The following is a 17,065-nucleotide window of genomic DNA, read 5'->3' as shown; positions in this document are numbered from 1 at the left end:
CATGCCTGCGACGGAACTTGGGAGGACCTGCTCGTGTCTTGGCAGGAAGAGCTGCGCCGTCTCGATGACGCACTGGCCACCGGTCAAATCACCGCCGACGACTACCGGCGCAGCCGGGACCGCCTGCTGGCGACGGCCGCGGGCGGGGTGGACGGCGGCCAAGGCCAGGGCGGCCAGGCCCAAGGCGGCCAAGGCCAGCCCCCGGCGTCGGGTCAACCCGCGCCGTTCCCGGAGCCGTTCCGCTGGACCGCGCAGCCGCCGGACACCGCGGGCGGCCAGGCGGGGCAGTCCGACAGCGACCGCACCCAGGTGGTCCCCAACTCCGGCCAGGGCCATGATCGCACGCAGGTGGTCCCCAACTCCGGTCAGGACCGCACGCAGGCGGTGCAGCCCTCGGGCGAGCAGACCCAGATCGTGCGCCCGGTCGGCCCGCCCGGGCCGCCGCCGCCCGGCTACAGCCCGCAGTGGCAGCACGGCCAGATGAGCCAGCAGCAGCAGGTGGACGCGGCCCCGCCGTGGGGAGACCCCGACCAGCCGCTGCCGTGGATGGGCTTCCACGCCCAGGGCCCGGAGATCTTCGAGTCCGACCCGAAGTCCGGCGGCGGCAAGGTCTGGGCCATCGTCGGCGGCGTCGTCGCGGTGCTGCTGGTCGCGGGCCTGGTCCTGTGGCTGACGGTGTTCAACTCCGGTGACCAGACAGCCGACCCCCAACCGTCGCAGAACCCCACCACGACGACGGCCGCCCCGACCCCGACCACCCCGGAGCCGTTCGGCACGCTCGTCGTCCCCGAGGGCACCACGTCCGGCCCGAAGACCTACGACGCGCAGTCGCTGGCGAAGTCCAAGCCGCTGCCGACCCCGGACCTGCTGCTCCTCAAGCAGGCGGGCGTGAACGAGGCCCGGTCCGTCATCGTGGTGCAGGACGGCGCCACCATCAGCCTGTGGGCGTTCGCCGCGAACGACCCCGGCGAGCTGCTGGAGAACATCGAGACCGACCAGAAGCGGTTCGGCTTCACCGAGAAGGCCGACCTCGCCCAGGGGTCGGTGAAGGTGTTCGGGTCGCAGCAGAGCAGCGGTGACAAGAAGATCTACGCCTACCGCGCGCACTACGTCAGCGGCGGCGAGGTCATCCGGGTGGAGACGTTCTCGACCGATGACGCGGCGGCGAAGTCCGCGTTCACCACCGTCCTGCAGAACCAGCTCGCCCACACCCCGGCCCGGTGAGCGCGGTCGAGGCCGTCGAGTCGTCAGCCGGGTGGCGCTCGGCGGACAACCAGACACCGACCTCGGTGCGGGTGGCCGTCGTCCTGTACGGCAACTCCCTCGCCGACATCTGGCGGTGCTACCGGTCGCTGCGGCAGAGCGTCAACGCGGCGGTCGCCGACCCGGACACGGTGCTGAACTCGGTCGACATCCGGTTCGGCGACTGCTCGGACCACCCCGTGCTCAGCCCGGCCGACGTCGAGGCGCTGCGCGCCGCCGGTGAGGCGCACTGCCGGGTGGACTACCGGTGGTTCGGGCGCAACCTCGGTCACAGCGCGGGCTCGAACGCACTGGCCGAGGGCGCGCCCGAGGACGCGGTGCTGTTCCTGAACCCGGACACCTACTGCTCGCCGCTCATGCTGACCCGGATGCTGGCCGCCATGCGGTCGCCGGAGACGGTCGCCGTGGACGCCCGGCAGATCCCGTGCGAGCACGCCAAGTGGTACGACCCGGTCACCGGGGTCCAGAGCTGGGCCAGCGGCGCCTGCCTGCTGGTGCGCACCCCGTGGTTCCGCGATGTCGGCGGCTTCGACGCGCAGACGTTCCCCTCCTACGTCAACGACGTCGACTTGAGCTGGCGGCTGCGGCTGGCGGGCGGCACCGTCGCCCACGCGCCGGGGGCCGTCGTCTTCCACGACAAGCGGCTCGACGACAAGGCGGGCGTGCGGCCCACCCGGATCGAGTTCTACGCGGGTCTGCTGGGCAGGCTGCTCCTGGCCACCCGGTACGACCGGCCGGACATCGTCGCCGAGACCATCGACATCGTCGGTGCGCACGGCAACAGCGAGCAGAAGCGCGCCGTCGCCGAGTTCGAGCGCCTGCGGGACGCCTGCCTGCTTCCTGACCCGCTGCCCGGCGCGGCGTCGGTTGCCGAGTTCATCGATGGCGAGTACGGACGGCGGCGGTACTGAGGCGATGGGCAAGTACGACTTCTCCTACAGCGATTCCGGCCCGTACTCCGCGGCGGTCCGACTGCTCAAGGACGCCGACCTCTCCGGACGGGTCGTCCTGGACTTGGGCTGCGGGTCAGCGCCGATCGCCCCGGTGATCGCCGAGCTCGGCGCGGTGTACGTCGGGATCGACACCGACGCCGAGGCGCTCGCGGCGCTCGGCGAGCAGGGCTGGGAGGTCCACGCGCTCGACCTGACCGCGGCCGGGCTGGCCGACCGACTCGGGGAGATCGTCGCGGACCGGTCGCTGGCGGCGGTGCTGTGCCTCGACGTGCTGGAGCACCTGCCTGAGCCGGACCACGCGCTGGCCGCCCTCGCCGATCTCGCCGACCGGCACCGGGACGTGGAGCTGGTGGTCAGCATCCCCAACATCGCGCACGTCGACATCGCCCGCAGGCTGCTGCTCGGCCAGTGGGACATGACCGAATCCGGTCTCCTCGACCGTACCCATCTGCGGTTCTACACCGACCGCTCGCTGACCGCCGCCATGGCGGCGGCGGGCTGGCACGAGGCGGCGCGCGAGGACTTCCGGCTGATCCGCTCCGACCAGCACGAGAGCGGCCATCCGGTCTTCGAGGCCGAGGCGAACGTGGGCGCGTTCCTGCAGGCCCTGCGCTCGGGGCCGGACGGATACGGCCAGGTCAACCAGTTCGTCCGGCGCTACCACCGCGGCGGCAGGCGGGCCTCCGCGGTGGCGGCCGCAGAGCCCGCGCCCTTCCTCAGCATCGTCATCCGCACGCAGGGCCTGCGGCCGGACCCGATGCGCGACGTGCTGTGCTGCCTCGCCGCGCAGACGGACATGGACTTCGAGGCAGTGGTCGTCGTGCACGGCGACCGCACGCGGGACGTGCAGGACATCGTCGCCGAGTTCGAGGGAAACCTCGCCCAGCGGGTGCGGGTCATGAGCTGCGTGGGCGGAACCCGCAGCAGGCCCGCGAACGTCGGCTGGCACGCCGCCCGCGGCGAGTACGTCGTGTTCCTCGATGACGACGACCTCGTCACCGCCGACTGGGTCGCCACCGTGCGCCAGGGCGCGACCGAGGCGCCGGGCCGCGTGATCCGGTGGTGGGCGGCCGAACAGCGCCGGGTGTGGAACCCGCCGGGCCAGGTCGCCGCGCACGCCGCCGCGGGCCCGCTCACCCCGGCCTATTGCAGGCCCTTCGACTTCCTCCAGCACGTCCGCCAGAACGAGACGCCGTTCCACTGCTTCGCGGTCCCCGTGGTGCTGCGGGACCTGGGCGTCGAGTTCGACGAGCGGCTGACGGTGTGCGAGGACTGGGAGATGTTGCTGACCGCGGCGTCGCTCTGCGGAGTCCAGGACACCCTGCGGACCACGAGCATCTACAACAAGTGGTCGGCGGCCTCGTCATCGCATTCCGTCCACGCCGACGAGTGGACCGCCATGCGCAAGATGGTCCACGTCGACCTCGACAGCAGGCCGGTGCTGCTCCCTCCGGGAACTATCGGCCGGATCGACAAGGCGCTCGAGGAGCGGGAGCTCAGCGGCCACCGCGTGGAGGCGCTGACCGCGGAGCTGGCGGCGGTCCGCGCTCAGCTCGCGGAGCACCAGCACGTGGTGCACCACGCGCACGCGGCGCTGGCGGAGATGCGGGCGTCCACCTCGTGGAAGGTCGCCGCCCCGGTGCGCGTGCTGGGCAACCTCGGCAGGCGCGTCGCGCGGAAGGTGCGCGGCCGCTGAGCTAGCGCGGCGCGCGCTGCAGCTCGGCGATGATCGCGTTCACGACCGCGGGGTCCACGATCGGGTTGATGCCGCCGGTGAGACTGCGCTCGATCGCCTCCACCACGACGACGTCGGCTTCGGCGAGCATCTTGCCCACCGCCACCGCGTCAGCGCCCGCTGTGTCGCTGTGCACCACGGTGACGTCGGAGAATCCGCCCGCGAGGAACGGTGTGGCGAACAGGGTCAGCGAATCGGCGACCATGCCCACCTTGGGCTCCACCACGCCCCGCGTCACGGGCTGGGTCAGTCGCAAGGGCTCACGGAATGCCGAGTCGACCTGCTTGCTGCGCACGGTGCGCCCGTCCGGGGCTAGGTCGTAGGCCTGGAGCGGGAAGTTGCCGGTCTTGCCCAGCAGCGGCGGGATGTCGGCCTCGCGGTCGATCACCGTCGTGGGCGTGGCCTTCCAGGCCGCCGTCACCCCGGGCTGGATGTCCTCGGCGATGGCGCGGACCATCGCGAGCCCGCCCTCGTAGGTCCAGTGCGTGTCGAGCCGGGAGTACACCGGCACTCCCCGGCGCGCGCCCGCCTCGACGAGCGCGGGCCGCAGGTCGATGGCCCCCGCGTCGAACACGACCCGGTGCCAGAACTCCGTTCCCGCCTGCTTCGCGCAATCCTCGCCCAGGTAGTCCTCGGGGAGGAACTGCGGGACCATCGTCGTCTTGTCCGGCCCCACCACCAGCACGAACTTCCTGCCCGACGCGACGACCGCGTCCCGCAGCCGCTGCAGCGAGGCGATCACGTCGAGCAGCGGCTGTTCCGGCAGGCACGCGCCGAGCACGTCGTACCCGAGGTAGAGCCAGCCGTCCTCGCCCTCGATCACCTTGGGGTAGCCCTGGGCCTGAATCCGATCGCGGTCGGTGTCGCTCTCACTGGGCGGGTTGAGCGGCCCCGCGGGCGGCCCCACCCCACCGGAGCCGCCGCCCAGGCGCGGAGGTTCGCCGAAGATCGACCGGCTGACCGTGTCATCGATGCCCACGGCCACATCGCGCAGCGGCAGGTGATCGGTGGCCCACTGGCTCAACCCGGTGAAGAAGGCCCAGCCGCTCAGCGGCGAGGGAAACCCGGCCAGCGGCCGGTTCTCGATCTGCTTCGGGCGCACGCCCAACACCAGCAGGAGGAGCGGAAGGCAGAAGAACACTCCGGCGGTGAGCAGCGCGGACCTCTGCCGCGGACTGTGCCGGGGCCGGTAGAGCGAGTGCTCCCGCGGCAACCACGACTCGTGCACGGGTGGCAACGACTCGGGGCGGGATTCAGTACTCGACGGACCGGACACGCCCGCCATGCTAGTCAGCCGCCACCCCGTGATCGCCGGTTTTGACCGAACACCGGTTCCGGCGATCGCACCAGACCGGTTGATCCTTTCGGCGGACTCGACCGCCTCCGCTGACCGCCTTGAGGCTAAGCGTGGGCGATGATCAAGCCTGACCACCACCGTCATAGACGGTGATGGTGATGGTCACGTGCCGCCCTCTTCCCCTTTGTTCGTAATATTGCGAACATTGTCGCATGGGGAAGAAGGAGATCTTGACGTTGGCCACGGTGCTGATCGCCGTGGTGATGTTCCCGGTGACGCTGACCGGCGCCTCGGTCGCGTTGCCGGACATCCGGGCGGCGTTCGGCGGGGACCTGGCGGCGGCGCAGTGGGTGGTCAACGGCTACAACACCACGTTCGCGGGGTTCATGCTCGCCTCGGGCGCGCTCGCGGACATCGTGGGGCGGCGGCGGTTGTTCGTCGCGGGGACGGCGGTGTTCGTGGTGGGCGGGCTGCTGAGCGCGGCGGCGCCGTCGTTGCTGGTGTTGGACCTGCTGCGGGTGCTGGCGGGGATCGGGGCGTCGGCTGCCGGGACGTCGGCGATGGCGATCCTGTCGGCGTCGTTCGAGGGGGCGGCCCGGGCTCGGGCGTTCAGCCTGTTCGGCACGGCGATCGGGTTCGGGCTGGCGTTCGGGCCGTCGCTGTCGAGCGCGTTGTTGTCGGGGTTGGGGTGGCGCTCGGTGTTCTGGCTGCCCGCGGCGGTCGGGGTGGTGGCGCTGGCGCTGTCGCCGCTGCTGCCGGAGTCGCGCGCGCAGGGGCGGCGGGTGGACTGGCCGGGGACGGTGACGTTCACCGGCGGCCTGCTGCTCGTCATCGCCGGGTTCGTGGAGGGGCCGTCGCTGGGCTGGGCGCACCCGGTCGTGATCGGCGCGTTCGCGCTGGGAGTGGCGCTGCTGGGCGCGTTCGCGGTGGTGGAACGCCGGATGGCCGACCCGATGTTCGACCTGGAACTGCTGCGGAACCGGCGTTTCCTGGGGGCGGCGCTGGCGGGCGCGGTGTTCGTGTTCGTCCTGGTGCCGCTGCTGGTGTACCTGCCGTCCTACATGACCGCGGTGCTGGGGATGACGGTCGGCGAGGCGGGGGTGATGCTGCTGTTCCTGACGGTCCCGATCCTGGTGATGCCGCTGCTGGTGGGCCAGCTCGCGCGGCGCGTCCCGGCGACCGCGCTCGTCCTGGGCGCGCTGGTCGTGGTGGGCCTGGGGGTCGTGCTGATGGCGGCCGCGGACGAGTCGCTGGCCGTGCCGTTGCTGGTCGTCGGGCTCGGGGTGGGCGCGTCGACCGGCCTGGTGGACGGGGTGGCGCTGAGCAGCGCGCCGGTCGAGCGCAGCGGCGTCGCGTCCGGGATGTTCGGCACGTCCCGGCTGGCGTTCGAGACGGTCGGGATCGGGATCATCGGGTCGATCATCGCCAGCGGGACCGGTGGAACGCTGGCGGGACCGGGCTACCCGGGGGCATTGCAGGCCTCGCTCTGGCTGATGGCGGGCGCGGTCGTGCTGGTCACCGCGTTGTTCGTGCTGGTCAGCAGGCGTCCGGTGGCGGTCGCCGTGGCCGTGTGATGCGGCGACGACCCCTACCCCGGAAACCTACTATGAAGTAGCCTCACTCGGCATGGACGCAAGGGTGCGGTTTCGGGACGTCCTGGGGGCGGTGCCGTCGTTGGTGGTGGACGGGCCGGGGATGGTTCGGGGGCTGGTGGGGCTCGCGACGCTGAAGCCGTCGGCCACCAAGTCGATCGGGCTGGTGTTCCAGGAGGCCGCCGCCAGGCATCCGGATCGGCCGTTCCTGCGCTTCGAGGACGTCGAGCTCAGCTACGGCGAGGCGAACGCGCAGGTCAACCGGATGGCCGAGACGTTGGCCCGGCACGGCGTCAAGCCCGGCACGACCGTCGGGATCATGGCGCCGAACCGGCCCGAGACCGTGCTGGCGGCGTTGGCCGTGGTCAAGCTGGGGGCCGCCGCCGGGATGCTCAACACCAACCAGCGCGGCGAGGTCCTGGAGCACAGCGTCGGCCTGCTGAACGCGACCGCGCTCGTCGCCCACGGCGACTACCGCGAGCTGCTGCCGGACGCGCTCGACCTGGACACCCTGCCCGGGACCAACGACGCCAACCCCGACGAGTGCGCGCGCGTCCCGGCGAAGGCGACGGCGTTCCTGATCTTCACCTCGGGCACGACCGGCCTGCCGAAGGCCAGCGCGATGTCGCACTTCCGCTGGCTCAAGAGCATGACCGGGCTCGGCAGGCTCGGTGTGCGCCTGCGCGGCGACGACACGCTCTACTGCTGCCTCCCGCTGTACCACAACAACGCGCTGACGGTCTCCCTCTCGTCCGTCCTCGCCGCGGGCGCGACCCTCGCGTTGGGACGGTCCTTCTCCGCGTCCCGCTTCTGGGACGACGTCGTCCGCACGCGGTCCACGGCGTTCTGCTACATCGGCGAGCTGTGCCGCTACCTGCTCAACCAGCCGGAACGGCCCATCGAGCGCGAGCACGGCGTCCGCGTCGTCGTCGGCAACGGCCTGCGCCCGGAACTGTGGGACGAGTTCACCGCGCGCTTCGGCATCAAGCGCGTCGCGGAGTTCTACGGGGCCAGCGAGTGCAACCTCGCCTTCATCAACGCCCTCAACATCCCGCGCACCGCGGGCACCTGTCCCCTGCCGTACGCCGTCGTCGAGTTCGACGGGGACTCCGCGAAGCGCACCGGCGGCAGGCTGCGCAAGGTCAGGACGGGCGAGGTCGGCCTGCTGATCACCAAGATCACCGACCGGGCGCCGTTCGACGGCTACACCGACGCCGAGGCCACCGAGCGCAAGCTGCTCCGCGACGCCTTCAAGGACGGCGACTGCTGGTTCGACACCGGCGACCTGGTGCGCGCCCAGGGCTTCCGGCACGTCGCCTTCGTCGACCGGCTCGGCGACACCTTCCGCTGGAAGGGCGAGAACGTGGCGACGACGGAGGTCGAGGCCGCCGTCGACGAGCACCCCGACGTCGACCAGTCCGTCGTGTACGGCGTGGCGGTCCCCGGCGCCGACGGCAAGGCGGGCATGGCCGCGGTCAAGCTCCGCGACGGCGTCGCCTTCGACGGCGCGTCCCTGGCCAAGCACCTGGCCGCCAAGCTGCCCGGGTACGCCGTCCCGCTGTTCGTCCGCCTGGTCGGCGCGGTCGAGCAGACCTCCACCTTCAAGTCCCGCAAGGTGGACCTCCGCACCGAGGGGTACACAGTGGACGACGACGTGCACGTGCTCCGCGACGGCGAGTACGTGCCGTTCTACGCCGAGTACCCCGCCGAGGTCGCCGAGGGCAGAATCCGGTCGTGACCGGATACGTCCTCCTGCTGCGCGGCGTCAACGTCGGCGGCCGCACGAAGCTCGCCATGGCCGAGCTGCGCGCGGTCCTCGAGGACCTCGGCTTCGGCGACGTGCGCACAGTCCTGCAGTCGGGCAACGCCGTCTTCACCGCCGACACCGAGCCGGACGAGCGCGAGATCCAGGCGGCGCTCGCCGAGCGGACCGGCCTCGACACGCGCTGCCTGGTCGTCACCGCCCCACGGCTGCGCGCCGTGGTCGACGGCCACCCCTTCCGCGACGTCGCCGACGACGGCTCGCGCATGGTCGCGATCTTCCTGGAGGCCGACCCGGACCCGGCGGTCGCGGCCGCGCACGACCCGGTCGCGCTCGATCCCGAGCGCATCCGGGTCGGCGACCGCGTCGTCTACCAGTGGTGCCCGGACGGCATCTCCAAGGCGCCGCCCGTCGTGCCGTTCCTCGACCGCAGGTGGAAGGTAGTCGGGACGGCGCGCAACTGGAACACCGTCACCAAGCTCCACGACCTGGTTCAGCGGCCCACGGCGTAGCCCTGCATCCCCCTCGGGTTGGCGGCCGCGCGCAGCAGCCCGTTGTGGCGCGACACCGCCGAGAGCCTGCCCAGCGTCCACGGGCCGAGGTCGACCAGCTTGTGGCCGCGGTCGGCCAGCGCGGCGAGCGCCGCCGGGCCGAGCCGGGACTCGACGTGCGCCTCGCCGGGCACGTAGTCACGCGGGTAGAAGCTGCTGGGGACGGCGTTGCTGTGCCACGCGGGCGCGTCGATGGCGGCCTGCAGGTTCAGCCCGGCCTCGACGTGGGCCAGCCAGAAGCAGAGCTGCCACTGGTCCTGCCCGTCGCCGCCGGGGGTGCCGAAGGCGAGCGTGGGCACGCCGTCGCGCAGCGCGAGGCTCGGGGTGAGGGTGATCCTCGGCCGCTTGCCGGGCGCCAGGGAGTTGGGCAGGCCGTCCTCCAGCCAGAACATCTGCGCCCGCGTGCCCAGGCAGAAGCCCAACTCGGGAATGGCGGGCGAGGACTGGAGCCAGCCGCCGGACGGCGTCGCGGAGATGATGTTGCCCCACCGGTCCACGACGTCCACGTGCACGGTGTCGCCCTTGGTGGTGCCGTCCGGGCGGACGGTGGGCTCGCCGAGGGCGCCGCTGACCGACACCGGGGCCGTGCCGGACACCAGGTACTCGGGCAGGCGCGGGGCGCGCCCGTCCGGGCTGCCGGGCCGCAGCTCCAGCGACGCGGTGTCGGTGATGAGCGCGCGGCGCTCGGCGGCGTAGGCGCGGGAGAGCAGGGCCTCCAGCGGCACGTCGGCGTCGCCGTACCACGCCTCGCGGTCGGCGAAGGCGAGCTTGGTCGCCTCCAGCGCGTAGTGGACGGTGTCCGCGGTGGGCACGCCATCCACATAGGACACGGGGAGTCCTTCGAGGATCAGCAACTGCTGCAGCAGCACCGGCCCCTGGGTCCACGGGCCGCACTTGGCCAGCGTCCAGTCGCCGAAGTCGACGGAGACCGGGTCCTCATAGGACGCCTCCCAGGACGCCATGTCCTCGCCGGTCAACAGGCCCGCGTGGTCGCGTCCGGAGTCGTCGCGGAAGGACTTGCGGCAGAAGGCGTCCACGGCCTCGGCGACGAACCCCGACGACCAGGCGCGCCGCGCGGCGTCGATGCGCGCCTCCCTGGTCGGCCCGACGGCCTCGCGGAGCAGCCGCTCCCACGTGCTGGCGAGCACCGGGTTGGCGAAGCGCTCCCCCACCGCGGGCAGCCACAGCTGCGCCGAGGTCGGCCAGTGGTCGGTGAACAGGTCGCGCACGGTGTTGACGACCGCGGGGACCCGTTCGAGCAGCGGGAAGCCGTCGCGCGCGTAGCCGATCGCGTACGACAGGACCTCGGACAGCTCCTTGGTGCCGTGGTCGCGCAGCAGCGTCAACCAGGCGTCCCACGCGCCGGGAACGGTCGCGGGGAGCAGGCCGCTGCCGGGGATCAGGTCGAGCCCGAGTTCGGCGAACCGCTCCGGCGTCGCCGCGGCGGGCGCGACGCCCTGCCCGCAGAGGACGCGCGGCTCCGGGTCGGCCGCGGTCGCGAAGAGCGCGGGCACCTCGCCGCCGGGGCCGTTGAGGTGCGGCTCGACGACCTGCAGCACGAACCCCGCGGCCACCGCCGCGTCGAAGGCGTTGCCGCCGTCCTCCAGCACGGCCATGCCCGCCGCCGACGCCAACCAGTGCGTGGAGGCGACCATGCCGTGCGTGCCCGCCAGCTCTGGTCTCGTCGTGAACACCCGGCCAAGCTACCTCACTAGTTACCGTTGCTAAAGAACTTCTTGTTCCCATCGAACACTTGTGCACATGTGGATAAGTTCTGTGGATAACTAGCGGCGGCCCGGCGGGCAGATCTCGTCGAGGACGGCCAGGTCGTCGGCGGTGGGGCGCCAGGTGCCCGCCGCGGCGTTGGCCGCCACCTGTTCGGGTGTGGTCGCGCCCGCGATGACGGAGGCGACCACGGGCTGGGCGGCCAGCCAGCCGATGGCCAGCGCGGTCATCGCGATGCCGCGCTCCCCGGCGAAGGCGCGCAGCTTCTCGATGCGGCCCCAGGGGGCCTCGGCGAGCATGCGCTGGCGGCCTGCGAGGCGGCTGCCCTCCGGCGGCTCGGCTCCGCGCGCGTACTTGCCGGTGAGCAGGCCGTTGGCCAGCGGGAAGTACGGCAGCAGGCCGATGCCGAAGCGGGCGCACGCGGGCACGACCTCGCGCTCGACCTCGCGTTCGAGCAGCGAGTAGTGGCCCTGCGCGGACACCGGGCCGCGCACGCGCGCGTCGCGGGCCGTCCAGGCCGTGTCGGCGATCTGCCAGGCCGCCAGGTTGCAGACGCCGACGTAGCGCACGACGCCGTCGCGGACGAGTTCGTCGAGGGCGCTCAGGGTCTCCTCGATCGGGGTGCCCGGGTCGGGGCGGTGGAGCTGGTAGAGGTCGATCCAGTCGGTGTTGAGCCTGCGCAGGGACGCCTCGACGGCGCGGCGGATGTAGCGGCGGGAGCCGCGGGCGCCGAAGTCCGGGCCGTTCGCGCCCTGCATGTCGACGCCGAACTTGGTGGCGATGACCGCGTGGGCGCGGCGGCCGGACAGGGCCAGGCCCAGCAGCTCCTCGCTGCGCCCGCGCGGCGCGCCGTAGACGTCGGCGACGTCGAAGAGGGTGATCCCCGACTCCAGCGCGGCCCCGACCAGGGCGCGCGCGCCGGTCAGCGACTCGACGGCGGTGCCCGGCCTGCCCAGGTTGTTGCAGCCCAGGCCCACCGCGCTCACCACGAGCCCGGACTCGCCGAGGTGCCGGAGTTCCACAACCCGACAGTAAGGGCGCGCGGTCGTGTGATCCAGACGTTGGGTGGGCCGGGCGCTCGGGTGAGATTCTTAGCCCCATGAGCACACCCGCGGGTGATTCGCCTGGCTGGACCGCCGCCGACATCCCGAGCCTCGTCGGCCGGTCCTACATCGTGACCGGGGCCAACAGCGGCCTCGGGTACCAGACGTCGTTGGCGCTGGCCCAGCACGGCGCGCACGTCGTGCTGGCCGTGCGCGACCTGGAGAAGGGCGCGGCCGCCGTCGAGTCGATCCGGGCCGCCGACGCCGAGGCCAACGTCGAGGCCCGGCACCTGGACCTGGCCGACCTGGACTCGGTGCGCGAGTTCTCCGCGGGCGTCGACCGGGTCGACGTCCTGATCAACAACGCAGGCGTGATGTGGACGCCGCGCACGCTGAGCGCGCAGGGCTACGAGCTGCAGTTCGCGGTCAACCACCTGGCCCACTTCGCGCTGACCGGCCTGCTGATCGACGTCCTCGCCGCCGGGCGCGACGCGCGCGTGGTCACGGTCACCTCGTTCCTGCACAAGCAGGGCTTCATGCACTTCGACGACCTCAACGGCGAGCACAAGTACAGCCGCCGCGGGTTCTACGCCCAGTCGAAGCTGGCCAACGTCGTGTTCGGCCTGGAACTGCACCGGCGGCTGCGGGCCAACGGCGTGCCGGTGTCCAGCGTGCTGGCGCACCCGGGCTACTCGGCGACGAACCTGCAGTCGGCCGGGCCCAAGGGCATGCAGAAGCTGGGCCTGAAGATCGGCAACCGGCTGCTCGCCCAGGACGCGCAGATGGGCGCGCTGCCCCAGCTCTACGCCGCCACCCACCCCGAGGTGGAGAGCGGGCAGTTCATCGGCCCGAACGGCCGCCGCGAGCAGAAGGGCTACCCGGCGCTGGTGGAGCCGCTGGACGCCGCCCGCGACCGCGGCACCGCGCGCAGGCTCTGGGACCTGAGCGAGGAGATGAGCGGCGTCTACTACTCGCTGCCGCGTTAGGCCCGGTGAACGTCAGGCCCGTTAGACACAGCACACCGGCCGCACCCGGGCTGAACGACCGTTAACCTTTCCGCCGACTGTCTCGGGCGAAAGGACGACCATGCAGATCGACGGTATCGCGGCCCTCGTCACCGGCGGCGCCTCCGGCCTCGGCGCGGCGACGGCGCAGGCGCTGGCCAAGCAGGGCGCCTCGGTGTTCGCGCTGGACCTGCCGTCGGCCGTGGACTCCGCGCCCGAGGTGGCCGGGGTGACCTACGTCGGCGCGGACGTGACCGACCCCGAGCAGGTGGAGGCGGCCGTCGCCCAGGCGGCCGGGAGCGGGGCCCCGCTGCGCGTGGTGGTGAACTGCGCGGGCATCGGCCCGTCGGCGCGGATCCTGTCCAAGAAGGGCCCGCACGACCTCGGCCTGTTCCGCAAGGTCGTCGAGATCAACCTGATCGGCACGTTCAACGTCGTCACCCTGGCCGCGGCCGCGATGGCCGCGACCGAGCCGCTGGAGCACGACGCCCGCGGCGTGATCATCAACACCGCGTCGATCGCGGCGTACGACGGCCAGATCGGGCAGGCGGCCTACGCCGCGTCCAAGGGCGGCGTCGTGGGCCTCACCCTGCCCGCGGCCCGCGACCTGTCCTCCTCCGGCATCCGCGTGGTGACCATCGCGCCGGGCATCATCGACACCCCGATGCTGGCCACGGTCAGCGAGGAGTTCCGCGCCGCGCTGGCCGCGGGCGTCCCCTTCCCGAAGCGCCTCGGCCTGCCCGCCGAGTACGCCCGCCTCGCCCTGTCGATCATCGACCAGGACTACCTCAACGGCGAGGTCATCCGCCTCGACGGCGCCCTGCGCATGGCCCCGCGCTAGACCCACCGCAGGCGGGCGCGCCGCCTGCCGGTCAGCACCTGGTCGTGGAGCCGCCTGCCGGTCTCGACCTGGGCAGCGAAGGCGGCCACGGGGTCGGCGGGCGGCGGCTCGGGCTCCGGCTCGGCGGCGGGCTCCGGGACCCCGACCCGGTCGAGGTCGGCGGCGGCGTCGATGAGCTCGGCCGCCAGGCGGTCGGCCGCGCCGCGCCAGAGGTCGGTCAGGCGGGCCTGCTCGGCGCCGTCCGCGCCCGCCCACAGGTGGGGCAACTCGTGGACGAACGTGCTGTAGCCCTCCACGCGCTCGGACACGGTCTCGTGGATGTCCAGCGCCGCCCGCCACGACGCCGAGAGGGCCAGCCGGGTCTCGGTGTAGCCGTCGGCGGCCGGGCCGGTCCAATGGGCGGCGTCGAGGGCGGCGACGTCGTCCGCGCCTGCTGCCAGCGGTTCCCGCTGGGCCTTGACCAGCTCGGCCAGGTTGCGGACCCACAGCGGGTTGCCGGGGGCCGTCATCCGGCCAGCTCCGTGAGGCGGCGGGCCAGGTCCTCGTCGGTCTCCCGGTAGCGCGCCGCGATGGCGCGCAGGGCGTCGGACAGCCCGGCCGCGCCGCCGCAGAGGCGTTCCATGGCCGCGCGCAGGCTGCGCTGGTAGGCGATCACCGCCACGCGCAGCGGGTCGTCGTCCGGCCAGCGGTCGGTGTCGACGCCGTAGCGCCACGCCGTGTCCTCGCGGACCGTGTCGGCGATGGCGACGGCCTTGCGGGCGAGCGCGTCGAGTTCGTCGAGGTCGACGCCGAAGCCGGTCACAGGGCGGCCACTCGGGCGGGCGACCAGTGCCGTCCCCGGCCCAGCGGGTTGAGGGCCAGGCCGACGCCGCCGTCGGAGCGCAGCACCTCGATGAGCCGGTGGCCCGGCGCGGCGGCCGGGACGTCCGAGCTGCCCACCGCGGCCTGGTACTCCGCCAGCAGCTCCGCGCTGGTGAACGCGCACAGGCACTCGCCGAAGTCGCGCGTCTCGACCGTGACGAGCGCGCCGTCGGCCGACATCGCGAAGTGCAGCTCGCCCTTGGGGACGAACTCGTCGAGCACCGACCCGGTGGTCTCGGCCACCAGCCTGGTCAGCAGCGACGCGGCCACCGGGGGTTCCGGGGCCTTGGCGTACTCGGCCTCCAGCCAGGTCAGCGCCTCGATCTCGGCGGCGGGCGGGACCGGGAGCGGCCCGGCCAGCTCGGCGCTCACCCGCTCGACCAGCAGGCGCGCCGCCGCGTGGACGCTGTCGGACAGCGAGCGGGCCAGGACAGCCAGCCGCTCCGCGTAGCCCAGGGACGTCAGCTCCGGGTCGCGGCGCAGGTTGTAGGCGGCGGCCAGGACGCGCCTGCCCACCGGGTTCGCCGTGACCCGCTCACCGGCGGCCGCGACCTGCCAGCTCACGACCGCGAGGACGGCGGCGGGCGAGTCGCCGCGCCGCACGCCCAACCGGGCACCGATGGGGCCCGCGACAGCCAAGGCCAGATCGGCCCGCCGCACGCCCAGCCCGCGGTGGAGTTCGACCATTCGCGCTCCCGAACGCCATGGGAGGCGAATCCTAGCCGATCATGATCCCCGGGTGATCCACTCCTGCCGGTGCGGGGCCTCCGCGCCGATCGTGGTCGAGTCGCCGTGGCCGGTGTGCACCACCGTCTCCGGCGGCAGGGCCAGCAGGCGCTCGGTGATCGAGTCGATGATCGTGTCGAAGTCGCTGTACGAGCGGCCGGTCGCGCCGGGGCCGCCCGCGAACAGGGTGTCGCCGGTGAAGACGACGCCCAGGTCGGGCGCGTGGAAGCAGACCGCGCCCGGCGCGTGGCCCGGGGTGTGCATCACGACGAGGGTCCCGCCGCCGACGGTGAACGTGTCGCCCTCGTGGAGGGGGTCGAACTCAGCGTCGGGGTAGACCATCCGCCACAGCACCTCGTCGGCCGGGTGCAGGTAGACCCGCGCGTCGGTGGCGTTGGCCAGGTCCTCGGCCGCGCTGATGTGGTCGTCGTGGGCGTGCGTGCAGAGGATCGCGCGCACCGCCCGGTCGCCGATCCCGCCCAGGATCTCGTCGGCGTCGTGCGCCGGGTCGATCACCACGACCTCGCGGTCGTCGCCGACGATCCAGACGTTGTTCTCGACCTCCCAGGTCCCGCCGTCGAGGCTGAACGTGCCGGAGGTGACGACGTGGTCGACGCGCATCAGAGGACCACCACCGAGCGCAGGACGTCGCCGTGGTGCATCCGCTCGAACGCGCCCTCGACGCCGTCGAGCGGGATGGTCTCGGTGACGAAGGCGTCCAGGTCGAGGCGGCCCTGCCGGTAGAGGTCGACCAGGTAGGGGAAGTCCCGGCTGGGCAGGCAGTCGCCGTACCAGCTGGACTTGAGCGAGCCGCCGCGGGAGAACAGGTCGATCAGCGGCATCTCGACGCGCATGTCCGGCGTCGGCACGCCCACCAGCACGACGGTGCCCGCCAGGTCGCGGGCGTAGAACGCCTGCTTCCAGGTCTCCGGCCTGCCCACGGCGTCGATCACGACGTCGGCGCCGAACCCGCCGGTCAGCTCGCGGATCGTCTCGACCGCGTCGGCCTCGCGGGAGTTGACCGTGTGCGTCGCGCCGAACTTCCGCGCCCACTCCAGCTTGCGGTCGTCGACGTCGACGCCGATGACCGTGGTCGCGCCCGCCAGCCGCGCGCCCGCGATGGCCGCGTCGCCGACGCCGCCGCAGCCGATCACCGCGACCGAGTCGCCTCGGCCGACCCCGCCGGTGTTGATGGCCGCGCCCAGGCCCGCCATGACGCCGCAGCCGAGCAGGCCGACGGCCGCTGGCGAGGCGTCCGGGTCGACTTTCGTGCACTGTCCGCTGTGGACGAGCGTCTTCTCGGCGAACGCGCCGATGCCCAGCGCGGGCGAGAGCGGCGTCCCGTCGACGAGGGTCATGGGCTGGGCGGCGTTGTGGGTGTTGAAGCAGTACCAGGGCTTGCCCTTCAGGCACGCCCGGCAGCGCCCGCACACCGCGCGCCAGTTGAGGATGACGAAGTCGCCGGGCGCGACGTCGTCCACGCCCTCGCCGACGGCCTCGACCACGCCCGCGGCCTCGTGCCCGAGCAGGAAGGGGAACTCGTCGTTGATCCCGCCCTCGCGGTAGTGCAGGTCGGTGTGGCAGACCCCGCACGTCCGGACGGCGACGACGGCCTCACCCGGACCGGGGTCGGGCACGACGATGGTCTCGACGGACACCGGCTGGTTCCTGGCCTTGGCCACGACCGCCTGCACCTGTTGCGACATGCGCAC

At 72.7% G+C, this 17,065-nt stretch carries 16 protein-coding genes; 8 read left to right on the top strand and 8 right to left on the bottom strand.

Going from position 1 to position 17,065, the window contains the following annotated elements; all coding sequences use genetic code 11:
• Positions 1-33: 33 nt before the first annotated feature.
• From Actkin_RS00390 to Actkin_RS00380, 3 genes are read left to right on the top strand one after another with little or no spacing between them, the layout of a single operon-like run.
• The gene (locus tag Actkin_RS00390) at positions 34-1,224 is read left to right on the top strand and encodes a hypothetical protein (protein ID WP_258905414.1); all 1,191 of its coding nucleotides are present in this window, start codon (positions 34-36) and stop codon (positions 1,222-1,224) included.
• The gene (locus tag Actkin_RS00385; protein ID WP_258905413.1) at positions 1,221-2,174 is read left to right on the top strand and encodes a glycosyltransferase; all 954 of its coding nucleotides are present in this window, start codon (positions 1,221-1,223) and stop codon (positions 2,172-2,174) included. The genes Actkin_RS00390 and Actkin_RS00385 overlap by 4 nt, the downstream gene beginning before the upstream one ends.
• Positions 2,146-3,912 carry a methyltransferase domain-containing protein gene (locus Actkin_RS00380; RefSeq protein WP_258905412.1) on the top strand — a complete coding sequence of 589 codons (1,767 nt, stop codon included), beginning with the start codon at positions 2,146-2,148 and terminating at the stop codon, positions 3,910-3,912. The genes Actkin_RS00385 and Actkin_RS00380 overlap by 29 nt, the downstream gene beginning before the upstream one ends.
• 1 nt (position 3,913) lies before the next feature.
• On the opposite strand, the gene Actkin_RS00375 is transcribed toward Actkin_RS00380, so the two are convergent.
• Positions 3,914-5,164, bottom strand: coding sequence for an alginate O-acetyltransferase AlgX-related protein (locus Actkin_RS00375; RefSeq protein WP_258905411.1), 1,251 nt, complete (start codon positions 5,162-5,164; stop codon positions 3,914-3,916).
• A 296-nt stretch (positions 5,165-5,460) separates the two neighbouring features.
• Between Actkin_RS00375 and Actkin_RS00370 the strand changes: the two genes are divergently transcribed.
• The 3 genes from Actkin_RS00370 to Actkin_RS00355 are packed head-to-tail and all read left to right on the top strand — an operon-like array spanning position 5,461 to position 9,114.
• Positions 5,461-6,822 (top strand): MFS transporter, encoded by a 1,362-nt coding sequence (locus Actkin_RS00370; RefSeq protein ID WP_258905410.1) that lies wholly within the window; start codon positions 5,461-5,463, stop codon positions 6,820-6,822.
• Between the two features lie 52 nt (positions 6,823-6,874).
• Positions 6,875-8,578, top strand: coding sequence for a long-chain-acyl-CoA synthetase (locus Actkin_RS00360; RefSeq protein WP_309569097.1), 1,704 nt, complete (start codon positions 6,875-6,877; stop codon positions 8,576-8,578).
• Positions 8,575-9,114 carry a DUF1697 domain-containing protein gene (locus Actkin_RS00355; RefSeq protein ID WP_258905409.1) on the top strand — a complete coding sequence of 180 codons (540 nt, stop codon included), beginning with the start codon at positions 8,575-8,577 and terminating at the stop codon, positions 9,112-9,114. The genes Actkin_RS00360 and Actkin_RS00355 overlap by 4 nt, the downstream gene beginning before the upstream one ends.
• Here the strand turns inward: Actkin_RS00355 and Actkin_RS00350 are convergent.
• Complete coding sequence (locus tag Actkin_RS00350) at positions 9,096-10,847, bottom strand: gamma-glutamyltransferase family protein (protein WP_189208964.1); 1,752 nt, start codon at positions 10,845-10,847, stop codon at positions 9,096-9,098. The genes Actkin_RS00355 and Actkin_RS00350 overlap by 19 nt on opposite strands.
• A gap of 90 nt (positions 10,848-10,937) precedes the next feature.
• On the bottom strand, positions 10,938-11,900 hold the full coding sequence (locus Actkin_RS00345; protein ID WP_258905407.1) for an aldo/keto reductase: 963 nt from the start codon (positions 11,898-11,900) through the stop codon (positions 10,938-10,940).
• A 77-nt stretch (positions 11,901-11,977) separates the two neighbouring features.
• Between Actkin_RS00345 and Actkin_RS00340 the strand changes: the two genes are divergently transcribed.
• Positions 11,978-12,907: an oxidoreductase gene (locus tag Actkin_RS00340; RefSeq protein WP_189208966.1), complete on the top strand. Its 930-nt coding sequence runs from the start codon at positions 11,978-11,980 to the stop codon at positions 12,905-12,907.
• A 100-nt stretch (positions 12,908-13,007) separates the two neighbouring features.
• Positions 13,008-13,766 (top strand): SDR family NAD(P)-dependent oxidoreductase, encoded by a 759-nt coding sequence (locus Actkin_RS00335; RefSeq protein WP_189208967.1) that lies wholly within the window; start codon positions 13,008-13,010, stop codon positions 13,764-13,766.
• Here Actkin_RS00335 and Actkin_RS00330 read toward each other — a convergent pair.
• The 5 genes from Actkin_RS00330 to Actkin_RS00310 are packed head-to-tail and all read right to left on the bottom strand — an operon-like array spanning position 13,763 to position 17,059.
• Complete coding sequence (locus tag Actkin_RS00330) at positions 13,763-14,275, bottom strand: hypothetical protein (RefSeq protein ID WP_258905405.1); 513 nt, start codon at positions 14,273-14,275, stop codon at positions 13,763-13,765. The two genes, Actkin_RS00335 and Actkin_RS00330, sit on opposite strands and share 4 nt — an antisense overlap.
• Positions 14,272-14,568 (bottom strand): type VII secretion target, encoded by a 297-nt coding sequence (locus Actkin_RS00325; protein WP_189208969.1) that lies wholly within the window; start codon positions 14,566-14,568, stop codon positions 14,272-14,274. Before Actkin_RS00325 ends, Actkin_RS00330 begins: the two co-directional genes overlap by 4 nt.
• Positions 14,565-15,314: an SseB family protein gene (locus Actkin_RS00320; RefSeq protein ID WP_258905403.1), complete on the bottom strand. Its 750-nt coding sequence runs from the start codon at positions 15,312-15,314 to the stop codon at positions 14,565-14,567. Before Actkin_RS00320 ends, Actkin_RS00325 begins: the two co-directional genes overlap by 4 nt.
• Before the next feature lie 39 nt (positions 15,315-15,353).
• Positions 15,354-15,974, bottom strand: coding sequence for an MBL fold metallo-hydrolase (locus tag Actkin_RS00315; RefSeq protein WP_189208971.1), 621 nt, complete (start codon positions 15,972-15,974; stop codon positions 15,354-15,356).
• The gene (locus Actkin_RS00310) at positions 15,974-17,059 is read right to left on the bottom strand and encodes an S-(hydroxymethyl)mycothiol dehydrogenase (RefSeq protein WP_189208972.1); all 1,086 of its coding nucleotides are present in this window, start codon (positions 17,057-17,059) and stop codon (positions 15,974-15,976) included. The genes Actkin_RS00315 and Actkin_RS00310 overlap by 1 nt, the downstream gene beginning before the upstream one ends.
• Between the last annotated feature and the right edge of the window lie 6 nt (positions 17,060-17,065).

The organism is Actinokineospora sp. UTMC 2448 (assembly GCF_024760565.1).
GTDB lineage: Bacteria > Actinomycetota > Actinomycetes > Mycobacteriales > Pseudonocardiaceae > Actinokineospora > Actinokineospora fastidiosa.
The sequence above is the reverse complement of the archived record's forward strand: the minus strand, read 5'-3'. Positions and strand labels throughout refer to the sequence as shown.